At 73.3% G+C, this 12,539-nt stretch carries 10 protein-coding genes and 1 pseudogene; 9 read left to right on the top strand and 2 right to left on the bottom strand.

All coding sequences use genetic code 11. The features are described 5' to 3' along the window. The 5 genes and pseudogenes from ACWDUZ_RS19860 to ACWDUZ_RS19840 all read left to right on the top strand — a co-directional run bounded on the left by ACWDUZ_RS19860 (position 1) and on the right by ACWDUZ_RS19840 (position 5,997). A complete protein-coding gene (locus tag ACWDUZ_RS19860) occupies positions 1-2,076 on the top strand; it encodes a dipeptidyl-peptidase 5 (protein ID WP_451633097.1) in 2,076 nt (691 codons plus the stop codon). Next, the gene (locus ACWDUZ_RS19855) at positions 2,073-2,996 is read left to right on the top strand and encodes a S66 peptidase family protein (RefSeq protein WP_451633096.1); all 924 of its coding nucleotides are present in this window, start codon (positions 2,073-2,075) and stop codon (positions 2,994-2,996) included. Before ACWDUZ_RS19860 ends, ACWDUZ_RS19855 begins: the two co-directional genes overlap by 4 nt. Positions 2,997-3,145: 149 nt before the next feature. Continuing rightward, a pseudogene (locus tag ACWDUZ_RS19850) lies at positions 3,146-3,403 on the top strand (peptidase S15); the annotation flags it as partial. 34 nt (positions 3,404-3,437) lie between these two features. Next, the gene (locus tag ACWDUZ_RS19845; RefSeq protein WP_451633095.1) at positions 3,438-4,001 is read left to right on the top strand and encodes a GNAT family N-acetyltransferase; all 564 of its coding nucleotides are present in this window, start codon (positions 3,438-3,440) and stop codon (positions 3,999-4,001) included. A 40-nt stretch (positions 4,002-4,041) separates the two neighbouring features. Then, entirely contained in the window at positions 4,042-5,997 is a 1,956-nt protein-coding gene (locus tag ACWDUZ_RS19840; RefSeq protein ID WP_451633094.1) for a DUF5107 domain-containing protein, read from the top strand. A gap of 21 nt (positions 5,998-6,018) precedes the next feature. Here the strand turns inward: ACWDUZ_RS19840 and ACWDUZ_RS19835 are convergent, their stop codons facing one another. Together ACWDUZ_RS19835 and ACWDUZ_RS19830 are read right to left on the bottom strand one after the other, a co-directional pair. Continuing rightward, a complete protein-coding gene (locus tag ACWDUZ_RS19835; RefSeq protein ID WP_451633093.1) occupies positions 6,019-6,366 on the bottom strand; it encodes a VOC family protein in 348 nt (115 codons plus the stop codon). A 37-nt stretch (positions 6,367-6,403) separates the two neighbouring features. Next, on the bottom strand, positions 6,404-7,360 hold the full coding sequence (locus ACWDUZ_RS19830; protein ID WP_451633092.1) for an LLM class F420-dependent oxidoreductase: 957 nt from the start codon (positions 7,358-7,360) through the stop codon (positions 6,404-6,406). Positions 7,361-7,582: 222 nt separating this feature from the next. Here ACWDUZ_RS19830 and ACWDUZ_RS19825 point away from each other — a divergent pair, with 222 nt between their 5' ends. The 4 genes from ACWDUZ_RS19825 to ACWDUZ_RS19810 are packed head-to-tail and all read left to right on the top strand — an operon-like array spanning position 7,583 to position 12,471. Continuing rightward, entirely contained in the window at positions 7,583-9,193 is a 1,611-nt protein-coding gene (locus tag ACWDUZ_RS19825) for an NAD(P)/FAD-dependent oxidoreductase (RefSeq protein WP_451633165.1), read from the top strand. Next, on the top strand, positions 9,190-11,037 hold the full coding sequence (locus ACWDUZ_RS19820; protein WP_451633091.1) for a transketolase: 1,848 nt from the start codon (positions 9,190-9,192) through the stop codon (positions 11,035-11,037). The genes ACWDUZ_RS19825 and ACWDUZ_RS19820 overlap by 4 nt, the downstream gene beginning before the upstream one ends. Then, entirely contained in the window at positions 11,034-11,978 is a 945-nt protein-coding gene (gene ligD / locus ACWDUZ_RS19815; RefSeq protein ID WP_451633090.1) for a non-homologous end-joining DNA ligase, read from the top strand. The genes ACWDUZ_RS19820 and ligD overlap by 4 nt, the downstream gene beginning before the upstream one ends. 52 nt (positions 11,979-12,030) lie before the next feature. After that, positions 12,031-12,471, top strand: coding sequence for a gas vesicle protein GvpO (locus ACWDUZ_RS19810; protein ID WP_451633089.1), 441 nt, complete (start codon positions 12,031-12,033; stop codon positions 12,469-12,471). Positions 12,472-12,539: the final 68 nt, after the last annotated feature.

The raw sequence follows: 12,539 nt of genomic DNA, 5'->3' as shown, positions 1-12,539 counted from the left end.
ATGGGGGAGAACGTGCAGACCCTGCCGTACGGTTCCTGGCCGTCGCCGATCGACGCGGCCCTCGCCGCCGCGCACGACGGCAGACCGGAGTTCGTGGGCTTCGTCGGCGACGAGGTGTGGTGGACCGAGCCACGGCCCACCGAGGGCGGCCGGCGGACGCTGGTGCGGCGGCGCAACGAGGAGGTGCGGGGCGAAGCCCCTCCCCGGAAGGGTGGTGGCGGGCGACGGGCGGGCGGTACCGAGGAATCCGTCCTGCCCGCGCCGTGGAACGTGCGCAGCCGGGTCATCGAGTACGGCGGCCGGCCCTGGGCCGGGACCGTGCGGGACGGCGCGCCGCTGGTGGTGTTCGTGAACTTCGCCGACCAGCGGCTCTACCGGTACGAGCCCGGCGGCGAGCCGCGACCGCTCACGCCCGTCTCGCCGGTCGGCGGCGGATTGCGCTGGGCCGATCCGCAGCTGGTTCCGGACCGGGACGAAGTCTGGTGCGTGCTGGAGGAGTTCACCGGTGACGGGCCCAGCGACGTACGGCGCGTCCTGGCAGCAGTGCCGCTGGACGGCTCGGCGGCCGAGGACCGCGCCGCGGTGCGCGAACTCACCGACGAGCGGCACCGGTTCGTGACCGGCCCCCGCCTCTCGCCCGACGGGCGGCGCGCGGTGTGGCTGGCCTGGGACCACCCCCGGATGCCGTGGGACGGCACGGAACTGGTGATGGCCGAGGTCGGCGAGGACGGCACCTTCGGTGAGAGCCGGACGTGCGGCGGTGGTCCCGAGGAGTCCATCCCCCAGGCCGAGTGGGCCGCCGACGGTTCGCTGCTGTACGTCAGCGACCGCAGCGGCTGGTGGAACCTGTACCGGGCCGATCCCGACGGCGGCGGCTCGCGGCCGCTGTGCCCCCGCGATGAGGAGTTCGGCGGTCCGCTGTGGAAGGTCGGCCAGCGCTGGTTCGCGCCGCTGGACAGCGGGCTGATCGCCGTCCTGCACGGGCGGGGCGCCGCCGCCCTCGGCATACTCGACCCGGAGACCGGCGAGGTCGTCGACGCGGTGGGCCCCTGGAGCGAGTTCGACGCCACGCTCGCGGTGCCCGGCGAGCTCAGCGAGACGGGGGCCCTGCCGCCCGGAGGGCGGGGGAGGGTGGTGGCGGTCGGGGCCGGTCCGCACACCTCCTACGAGGTCGTGGAGCTGGACACCAAGACCGGGTGCACCCGGGTGATCGGCGCCGCCCACGAGGACGCGGTCGACCCCGCCTACTGTCCCGAGCCGCAGATCCGCACGTTCACCGGACCCGGCGGCCGTGACGTCCACGCCCACATCTACCCGCCCCGCAACCCCGGGTACCGGGCGCCCGACGGCGAGTTGCCGCCGTACGTCGTGTGGGCGCACGGCGGCCCCACCAGCCGGGCCCCGCTCGTACTCGATCTGGAGATCGCCTTCTTCACCTCGCGGGGCATCGGCGTGGCCGAGGTCGACTACGGCGGCTCGACCGGGTACGGCCGCGAGTACCGCAACCGGCTGCGTGAGCAGTGGGGCGTCGTCGACGTCGAGGACTGCGCGGCCGTCGCCCTCGCGCTCGCCGAGGAGGGCACGGCCGACCGTGCGCGGCTCGCGATCCGGGGCGGCAGCGCGGGAGGCTGGACCGCCGCCGCCTCCCTGGCCGCCACCGACGTCTACGCCTGCGGCACGATCATCTACCCGATCCTCGACCTGACGGGCTGGGGCACGGGGGAGACGCACGACTTCGAGTCGCAGTACCTGGAGAGCCTGGTGGGACCGCTGGCCGAGGTGCCCGAACGGTACGCCGAGCGCTCGCCCGCCGAGCACGCCGACCGGATAACGGCGCCCTTCCTGCTGCTCCAGGGCCTGGACGACGTGATCTGTCCGCCGGTGCAGTGCGAGCGGTTCCTGTCCCGGCTCAAGGGACGGGGAGTGCCGCACGCGTATCTGACCTTCGAGGGCGAGGGACACGGGTTCCGGCGGGCCGGGACCATGGTGCGGGCCCTGGAGGCGGAGCTGTCGCTGTACGCCCAGGTGTTCGGCCTGGCCCCGGCCGGCATCCCGACCCTGGAGCTGGGCATATGAAGGAACTCCTGCGCCCCGCGCGGCTCGCCCCCGGCGCTCGCGTGGCCGTCGTCGCGCCCAGCGGGCCGGTGCCCGAGGAACGGCTCCAGGCCGGTCTCGACGTGCTGCGGGGCTGGGACCTGGAGCCGGTGCTGGCCCCTCACGTGCTGGACCGGCACGGCACCTTCGACTACCTGGCGGGCGCCGACGCCGACCGCGCCGCCGACCTCCAGCGCGCGTGGTGCGACCCGGCGGTGGACGCGGTGCTGTGCGCCCGGGGCGGTTACGGGGTGCAGCGGATGGTCGACCTGCTCGACTGGGAGGCGATGCGGGCGGCGGGACCGAAGGTGTTCGTCGGCTTCAGCGACATCACCGCCCTGCACGAGGCCTTCGCCACCCGCCTGGGCCTGGTCACCCTGCACGGGCCGATGGCGGCCGGCGTCGACTTCGTCAAGAACGCACGAGCGCAGGAGCACCTGAAGGCGACCCTGTTCGAGCCCGAGGCGGTCCGCACCATCGTCTCCGGCGGTACGACCCTGGCCCCCGGGCGAGCCCGGGGAGTCACCCTCGGCGGTTGCCTGTCCCTGCTCGCCGCCGACCTCGGCACCCCGTCCGCGCGGCGCTCGGCGGCCGGCGGTCTGCTGTGCCTGGAGGACGTGGGCGAGGAGACGTACCGTCTGGACCGCTATCTCACCCAGTTGCTGCGCGCCGGCTGGCTCGACGGGGTGCGCGGGGTGCTGCTCGGGTCGTGGAAGGACTGCGACGGCCCCGAACGGGTGCGGGCCCTGTGCGCCGACCGGCTCGGCGGGCTCGGGGTTCCCGTCGCCGAGGAGTTCGGGTTCGGCCACTGCGAAGAGGCGCTGACGATGCCCTTCGGCGTGGCGGCCGAACTCGACGCGGACGCGGGCACGTTGACGCTGGAGGCGCCCGCCCTGCGCTGACCCGCAGGACGACGGTGCGGCGTGGGGCGTTCCCTCGTCGTGCCGCCGGCCGGAGACGGGCCGACCGCCGTCCGACCTTCACTGAATCCCCGTCAACAAACCGCCGTCCGAGTGATTGACGCGGTCTGACACGTGTCACAGCATGATGGGTGTACGACGTTGCACCCGACGGCACCCGCACGCTGGTGCACCGGCTGGTCGCACCGGTCCGCGTGCCCGACGTGACCCGGTCCTTCACGGTGACCCTGCCGGGCATCGTGCACCGCTACGAGCGGGGCCACCGGCTGCGGTTCGTGATCGCGGCGAGCGACGACGCCTACTTCGGGAACCGGGGCGTCAAGCCGGTCACGGTGAGCGCCTCCCCCGGGGGCACCGGGGTGCTCCGGCTGCCGGTCGTGGCCGGCTGAGCCACGGGCGCACGGGCCCGCATAGAGTGGCGGGATGCAGCACAGCGCATCCCGCCACCTCGCCGAGGGCGCCCGCGTCGGCATCCGCCCCTTCACGCTGGAGGACGCCGAAGAGTTCACGGCCCGCGTCCGGGAGAGTCAGGAACTGCACCGTCCATGGCTCTACCCGCCGGCCACGGCCGACGCCTACGCCGCGTACGCGGGACGGCTGATCGACGATCCGGCCCGGGCCGGCTTCTTGGTCTGCGAGAAGGACTCCGGCCGCATCGCCGGATACATCAACATCAACAACATCGTCGAGGGCGCCTTCCAGTCCGGCGCCCTCGGCTACGGCGCCTTCGCGCACGCCGCCGGGCGCGGGCTGATGAAGGAGGCCCTGAGCCTCGTCGTCGACCACGCCTTCGGGCCCATGGGCCTGCACCGGCTGGAGATCAACGTCCAGCCGGGCAACACCGCCTCCATCGCCCTCGCCCGCTCCTGCGGCTTCCGGCTGGAGGGCTACTCGCCGGACATGCTCTACATCGACGGCGCCTGGCGGGACCACGAACGGTGGGCGATCACCGCCGAGATGCGACCCGGCGCCTTTGCGCAATCCTGACCGCCCCCGCCCCTGGTCAGGTCATCTGCGACCGGGTTCCATGGTCGTTGTGACGACGATCCGACGTGAGGTACTGACGCTGCCCGCCGCACCGCTCGGGCCGGACAACCCGCTGCCCGCGCTGCGCCCGCTCGACGAGGTCCACCACATCGAGGAGCGCGACAGGAACGACCTGCCGCACGACATGGCACGGCAGGTCGACTACGCCCCCCTGCGCAGCCTGCTGCCGGTGCACGTCCGCGACGGTTACGGCAGAGCCCGCGAGCCGCGCCCGATCGACGCGCTCGTCCTCGAGAACGACCGGTTGCGTGCCACCGTGCTCCCCGGCCTCGGCGGCCGCGTCGCCTCCCTCGTGCACAAGCCCACCGGCCGGGAACTCCTCTACCGCAACCCCGTGTTCCAGCCCGCCAACTTCGCGCTCAACGGCGCCTGGTACTCCGGCGGCATCGAGTGGAACATCGGCGCCACCGGCCACACCACCCTCTCCTGCGCCCCCCTGCACGCCGCCCGCGTGCCCGCCCCCGACGGCGGCGAGATGCTGCGCCTGTGGGAGTGGGAACGGCTGCGCGACCTGCCCTTCCAGGTCGACCTGTGGCTGCCGGACGGCTCCGACTTCCTGCACGTGGGCGTCCGCATCCGCAACCCGCACGAGCGTCCGGCACCCACCTACTGGTGGTCCAACATCGCCGTTCCGGAGGAACGCCGGGTGCTCGCCCCCGCCGAGGAGGCCTGGCTCCCCCACTGCCTCGACGGCGTGGGAGGTGCCCCCCTCGGCCACGAGCGCCGGCTGCGCCGGGTCCCCGTCCCGGCCTACGACGGCGTCGACCGGACCTACCCCCTCAACAGCACCTACGCCGCCGACTACTTCTACGAGGTGGCCGACCGACGGCGCCGCTGGATCGCCGCCCTCGACGAGGCCGGTGAGGGACTGGTGCAGACCTCCACCGACGTGCTGCGCGGCCGCAAGCTGTTCGTGTGGGGTTCGGGCCCCGGCGGATACTGCGAGATCCAGGCCGGTCTCGCCCGCACCCAGCTCGAACACGTACGGCTGGAGGCGGAGAGCGAGGTGGCGTGGCTGGAGTCGTACGGCCCGCTGGACGCGGCGCCGCCCGCGGGGGAGTGGGAGGCCGCCGTCCGGCGGACCGAGGAACGGCTGGAGGCGGTCCTGCCCCGCGCCGACGTCGAGGCCGCGTACGCCGCCTGGAAGCCGTTCGCCGACGCCGAACCGGGCGAGATCCTCGGCACCGGATCCGGCTGGGGCGCCCTCGAAGTGCTGCGGGCCGGGTGGAAGCTGCCGGGCACGCCGTTCCCCGAGTCCACCCTCGGCAAGGCGCAGGAGCCCTGGCGGGAACTGCTGCGCTCCGGCTCCTTCCCGGAACCGCGACGGATGGGGCCGCCCGGCGAGTCGCTGGTCGCCACGCACTGGCGGGACCTGCTGGAGACCGCCCCGGCAGGACCGCTCACCGAGTACCACCTCGGAGTCGCCCAGTGGCACGCCGGCGACCGGGCGCAGGCGGTGCGCAGCTGGGAACGGGCGCTGGAAGCGGCCCGGTCCGTCTGGCCGTCGCGGCGCTGCCTCGCCGTCGCCGACCAGGAGGCCGGCCACCACGAGCGGGCCGCCGAGCGCTACGCCGAGGCCTTCGAAGACCTGTGCCGTGAGCGGCGGGACGACGACGAGACCTGGACCGCCGCCACCGCCGCGCTCGGCCGGGAGGCGATCGAGGCGCTGTTGCGGGTAGGGCGTCCGGCGGACGCGCGCTCGGTGTGGCGGCGGCTGCACCCGGCGACCCGGGAGCGCGGCCGGTTCCGGCTGCTGGAGGCCGAACTGCTGCTCGCCGAGGGGCGCCCGGCCGAGGCGCGGGCCGTCTTCGACGAGGGCTTCGAGGTCGCCGACCTGCGGGAGGGCGACGAGCGGATCGGCCGTGTGTGGGACCGGACCGGCGGTGGAGAGCTGCCACCGGCCCACGACTTCCGGATGCGCCCGCCCTCGTCCTGAGTGCCGTCACGGGGCCGCCGCTCAGCCGCGGCGGTCCACGTACTCGTACACCGCGCCGTCCGGGTGCACGGCGATCAGACTGCGGCCCGCCGGGGTCGGGACGGGGCCCGCCACGATGCGGGCCCCCAGTTCGGTCAGGACCCGGTGAGCCTCGTCGACGTCCTCGACGGCGATCGTCGCCGCCACCTTGCGCAACACCTCCAGCTGCGACTCAGGGCCGCTCATCAGCAGGAAGCAGCCGACGGCCGCCACCTGGACGCCGCCGCGTTCGAAACGCAGGGCTCTGCCGCCCGCCAGGCGTTCGTAGAAGGGGACGGCGGTCTCCAGGTCGTCGACGCAGACGCGCAGGCTGGCTCCCAGAATCTCCATGCGCACGAGGGTAGTTGGCGCGGTGTGAGAGGTGGGGTCACCGCGGCAGTTGCGGCAGCACCTTGGTGCGGTAGAAGTCGAAGAAGCCGCGCTGGTCGGCGCCGATCTGGTTGACGTAGACCCGATCGAAGCCCGCGTCCGCGAACGCCTTCAACGCGGTCACGTGCTGGTCGACGTCGTCGCCGCACACCACGTTCTCGCGGATCGCGTCCTCGGTGACCAGCGGCTCGAGCTGCTCGAAGTGACGGGGTGTGGGCAGTATTTGGCCCGTCTCGCCCGGCAGTTGCTCGTTGTACCACAGTTCGTGCACGGTACGGACGCACTCGTCGCGGTCCTGGCCGAAGCACACCTTCGTGCCGCCGCTGACGAGTTTGGTGCCGCCGCCGCCCTTGCGGTATTGGGTGACCATCTCCTCGTCCGGCATCATCGTGATGTAGCCGTCGGCGACGCGCGCCGCGAGCGAGGTCGCCTTCGGGCCGAAGCCGGAGATGTCGATCGGCACGGGTTCGCGGGGGACGGTGTAGAGCCGGGCGTTCTCCACCGTGTAGTGCGTGCCGTGGTGGCTGACCTCCTCCCCGGTCAGCAGCCGGCGTATCACCTGCACCGCCTCCTCCAACATCTCCATGCGCACCTGGGCGGGCGGCCACCGGTCGCCGAGGATGTGCTCGTTGAGCGCCTCGCCGGTGCCGACGCCGAGCCGGAACCCGCCCTCGGCCATCACCGCGCTGGTCGCGGCGGCCTGCGCCACCACGGCCGGGTGGATGCGCACGGTCGGACAGGTCACGGCCGTCTCCACGGGCAGGGACACCGCCTCGGACAGCGCCCCGATCACCGACCACACGAACGGACTCTGGCCCTGCGCGTCGTTCCACGGGTGGTAGTGGTCCGAGATCCACAGCGCCTGGAACCCGGCCTGCTCGGCCATCCGCGCCTGCTCGACGAGTTCCGCCGGGCCGTACTGCTCGCATGACAGGTGGTAGCCGTACTCGGGCATGAGGCTCCTCCACGACGGGGGCGGGTCGATCGTGCTGTCGGGTACCCGACGCGGCTGCCGGAAACCGGCGCGGTGTCCGACCGGCCGGGGGCCCCGTGGGAGCCGCGGCCGTGTCGGCCGGGTTTGGGCGGGGCCGCCGGGGGGACGCGGTTAGTTCCGTACGAGTGTTCTGTACGAGGGACGCGACAGCGCCGGAGGCGAACCGTGAGTCGACCCCGTATCGTGATCGTCGGTGCCGGCTTCGCCGGGTACCGTGCGGCCCAGACCCTGTCCCGGATGTCCCGGAACAAGGCCGACATCACCCTGCTGAATCCGACCGACTACTTTCTGTACGTGCCGCTGCTGCCCCAGGTGGCCGCGGCCATCCTGGAGCCGCGCCGGGTCGCCGTCTCCCTCTCCGGCACCCTGCCCGACGTACGCCTGGTCCTCGGCGAGGCCGATACCCTCGACATGGACGCGCGCACCGTGCACTACACCGACCCCGAGGGCGTCGGCGGGACGCTGGAGTACGACCGGCTGGTGCTGGCCGTCGGCAGCGTCAACAAGCTGCTGCCGATCCCTGGCGTCGCCGAGTACGCGCACGGCTTCCGCGGGCTGCCCGAGGCGCTCTACCTGCGCGACCACGTGACCCGCCAGGTGGAACTCGCCGCTGCCGCCGCCGACCGTGAGGGCTGCGCCGCCCGCTGCACCTTCGTCGTCGTCGGGGCCGGCTACACCGGCACCGAGGTCGCGGCACACGGCAAGATGTACACCGACTCGCAGGTGCGCCGGCGTCCGCTCCGGCAGGGCATGCGGCCGCGCTGGATGCTCCTGGACATCGCCGACCGGGTCCTTCCGGAACTGGACGAGCGGCTCTCGCGCACCGCGGACCGGGTGCTGCGGGAACGGGGCGTGGACGTCCGCATGGGCACCTCCGTGAAGGAGGCCACGCACGACGGGGTGCTCCTGACGGACGGCGAGTTCGTCCCGACCCGCACGCTGGTGTGGTGTGTGGGCGTACGGCCCGACCCGCTCGTGGAGAGCACCGGGCACCCGCTGGAGCGCGGGCGGATCGTCGTCGACCCCTATCTCCAGGTGCCGGGGCGGCCCGAGGTGTTCGCGGCGGGCGACGCCGCCGCCGTGCCCGACCTGAACAATCCCGGCGCGTACACGCCGATGACCGCCCAGCACGCCTGGCGTCACGGCAAGGTGGCCGCCATCAACGTCGCCGCCTCCTGCGGCGCCTGCGCGCGGCGCCCCTACCGCCACCGCGACCTGGGCTTCGTCGTGGACCTCGGCGGCGCGCAGGCCGCCGCCAACCCGCTCGGCATCCCGCTCTCCGGCCCGGTGGCCGGCGCCGTCACCCGCGGATACCACCTCGCGGCGATGCCGGACAACCGGATACGGGTGGCGGCGGACTGGCTGCTCAACGCCGTACTGCCGCGCCAGGCCGTCCAGTTGGGTCTCGTACGGTCCTGGTCGGTGCCGCTGGAGTCTGCCTCCCCGGAGCTGGCCCGAGTGGCGGGCGGGCCGGAGCGGCCGCGGGCGGGAGCGCAGGTGGGCGCCGGAACCGGACCGGAGGCGACGGACGGCACGAGTACCGGCTCCCAGACGTCCGGCAAGGGCGCCACCGAGATCGTCGAGAACACCGAGAAGGCCCAGTCGGCGGGCGCCGACCCCGGACGGGACCAGCCGGGCGGGGAGCGGGGCAAGAAGCAGCCGGGCCCCGGACCCGCCGAGAGCCGGCCGAGCCCGGAGCCCGCCGGGAAGCAGCCCGGCCCAGGGCATCACGAACACCATCCCGCCCCCGGCCCGGTCAAGCGGGACGACATTCCTGAGGAAGGAGACTCATGAACACCGCCGAACTCGTCGACCTCGGGCAGCAGTTGCGTGTCGACAGCGTGCGGGCCTCGGCGGCGGCGGGCTCGGGGCACCCGACGTCCTCCATGTCCGCCGCCGATCTGATGGCCGTACTGCTGGCGAACCACCTCCGCTACGACTTCGACCGGCCGGAGCATCCCGGCAACGACCGCTTCGTGCTGTCCAAGGGGCACGCCTCGCCCCTGCTGTACTCCGCGTTCAAGGCGGCCGGCGCGATCGACGACGACGAACTCCTGAGCTTCCGCAAGCTGGGCAGCCGCCTGGAGGGTCACCCCACACCGCAGCGGCTGCCGTGGGTGGAGACCGCCACCGGATCCCTGGGGCAGGGCCTGCCGATCGGCGTCGGCATCGCGCTCGCCGGCAAGCGGCTCGACCACGCCGACCACCGGGTGTGGGTGCTGTGCGGGGACAGCGAGATGGCCGAGGGATCGATCTGGGAGGCCGCCGAGGCCGCCGGGTACGAGCACCTGGACAACCTGACCGTGATCGTCGACGTCAACCGGCTCGGACAGCGCGGCCCCACCCGGCACGGCCACGACCTGGACGCCTATGCCCGCCGCTTCCGCGCCTTCGACTGGCACACGGTCGAGATCGACGGCCACGACGTGGACGCGATCGACCGCGCCTACGGCGAGGCGATCTCCACCAAGGGGCAGCCCACCGCGATCATCGCCCGCACCATCAAGGGCAAGGGCGCCAAGGAGTCCGAGGACCGCGAGGGGTTGCACGGCAAGCCGCTGAAGGACCCCGACGAGGCCGTCGAGGAACTCGGCGGCGTCCGCGACATCCGGGTGCGCGTGCACGAACCGCCGTCCACCAGCTCGCTGCACGCCGTCGGGGACGGCAGCCTCGAACTGCCCCGCTGGGACGAGGGCGACGAGGTCGCCACCCGCGACGCCTACGGGCAGGCGCTCACCGCGCTCGGCACCGCGCGCGGCGACGTGGTGGCCCTCGACGGCGAGGTCGGCGACTCCACCCGTTCGGAGCTCTTCCACAAGGAGCACCCGGACCGCTATTTCGAGTGCTACATCGCCGAACAGCAGATGGTCGCGACGGCGGTCGGCCTCGCCCGGCGCGGCTGGGTGCCGTACGCCTCCACCTTCGCCGCCTTCCTCACCCGGGCCCACGACTTCGTGCGGATGGCCGCCGTCAGCGGATCCGGCATCAACCTCAACGGTTCCCACGCGGGCGTCGCGATCGGGCAGGACGGCCCCAGCCAGATGGGCCTGGAGGACCTGGCGATGATGCGCGCCGTGCACGGCTCCACCGTGCTGTACCCGTGCGACGCCAACCAGGCCGCGAAGCTCGTCGTGGAGATGGCCGACCTGGACGGCATCGGCTATCTGCGCACCTCGCGCGGGGCGAGTCCGGTGATCTACGGTCCGGACGAGGAGTTTCCCGTCGGCGGCAGCAAGGTGCTGCGCTCCTCCGCCGCGGACCGGCTGACGATCGTCGCCGCCGGGGTCACCCTGCACGAGGCGCTGGCCGCCGCCGACAGCCTCGGCCGGGAGGGCATCGCGGTCCGGGTGATCGACCTCTACTCCGTCAAGCCCGTCGACCGGGCCACGCTGCGGCAGGCCGCCGAGGACACGGGGTGCCTGCTCACGGTCGAGGACCACCACGAGGAGGGCGGCATCGGCGACGCGGTCCTGGACGCCTTCCTCGACGGGCGTCCGGTGCCGCGCCTGGTCCGGCTCGCCGTCCGTACGATGCCCGGCTCGGCCTCGCCCGCCGAGCAACTGCACGCGGCCGGCATCGACGCCGAGTCCATCGTGGCCTCCGCCCGGCTGCTGGTGGAGGAGGCGGTGGTGCCGTGAGCGGTGATACCCGCACGGTACGGGCCGGCCGGCGCACCGTGGAGGTGCGCCGGCCGGACAAGGTTCTCTTCCCGTCCGGCGACGGCCACGACGGCGAGGGGAACAGCGGGGAGGAGTACACCAAGGGCGACCTGGTCGACTACTACCGTTCGGTGGCGCGGTATCTGCTGCCGCACCTGCGCGGCCACCCCCTGATGCTGGAGCGGCACCCGGACGGCGTGGGCGGGCCGATGTTCATGCGGAAGCACACCCCGAAGTACTACCCCGACTGGATCACCCGGGCCGAGGTCGCCAAGGAGGGCGGCACGGTCACGCACACCGTCTGCGACGACACCGCCACCCTCGTGTACCTGGCGGACCAGGCCTGTCTGACCCTGCACCGCTGGCTGTCCCGCGCGGGAGACCCCGACCGGCCGGACTGGATGGTCTTCGACCTCGACCCTCCCGACGACGACTTCGAGCCGGTGCGCGAGGCGGCCCGGCAGCTGCGCGAGCTGCTCGACACGCTGGAGCTGCCCTCGGCGCCGATGACGACCGGCTCGCGCGGCCTGCACGTGGTCGTGCCCCTCGACGGGCGCCAGGGCTTCGACGAGGTGCGGGAGTTCGCCCAGGCGGTGGCCGAGCTGCTGGCCGCCGGTCGTCCCGACCGGCTCACCACCGCCTTCTTCAAGAAGGACCGTGGCGACCGCCTCTACCTCGACGTGCGGCGCAACGGCTACGCCCAGACCGCGGTCGCCCCCTACAGCGTCCGTGCCCGGCCCGGCGCGCCCGTCGCCACCCCCCTGTCCTGGGACCAGCTCGACGCCCCGGACGTCGGCTCGCGGCGCTGGACCATGGCCGACGCCGCCGATCAGGCCCGTACCCGCCCCTGGGCCGGCCTGCCCGCCCGCGGTCGTGCGCTGGGACCCGCGCGGCGGCGCCTGGACGCACTGCGCGGCTGATGCGCAGGTTTGGCCGGGGAAGCTGCGGCCACACGGAGAGGGAGGGGTGGTCATGGCGAACAAGGACGACACAGCACAGGACTCCGCGCATGACACCGCAAGGCCGAAGCATTCGCGGAAGTCGCAGGAATCCCGAGAACCGCAGGAGCCACGCGCCCACACCGACAACGACACCAACGACGACATCGACGACAACGACACCCGGGCGGACGACCGGCCCGCCGCACCCCGGCGGCCCCGGCCCCTGGAGGTGCTGCGCGAGGCCCGCGCCCAGTTCGCGGAGCTGACCGGCCTGACGGTCGAGTCGGTGACGACCTTCGAGCAGACGCAGGACGGCTGGGCGCTGGAGGTCGAGGTCCTGGAACTCGCCCGTGTGCCCGACACCATGAGCCTCATGGCGAGCTACCTGGTCGAACTCGACACCGAGGGCCAGCTCACCGGCTACCGGCGCGGGCGCCGCTACGAACGCGGCCGGTCCGACGCACACCGGTAGGGCGGCCGCTGGGCCGCTCGTACGTGAGGACATCACCCATCCGAGACTCAGAGAAGGAGGCACGGTCG

This window comes from Streptomyces sp. NPDC003393, from assembly GCF_053589015.1.
Note: the sequence above shows the minus strand (reverse complement) of the source record. Positions and strands in the feature narration are given on the sequence as shown.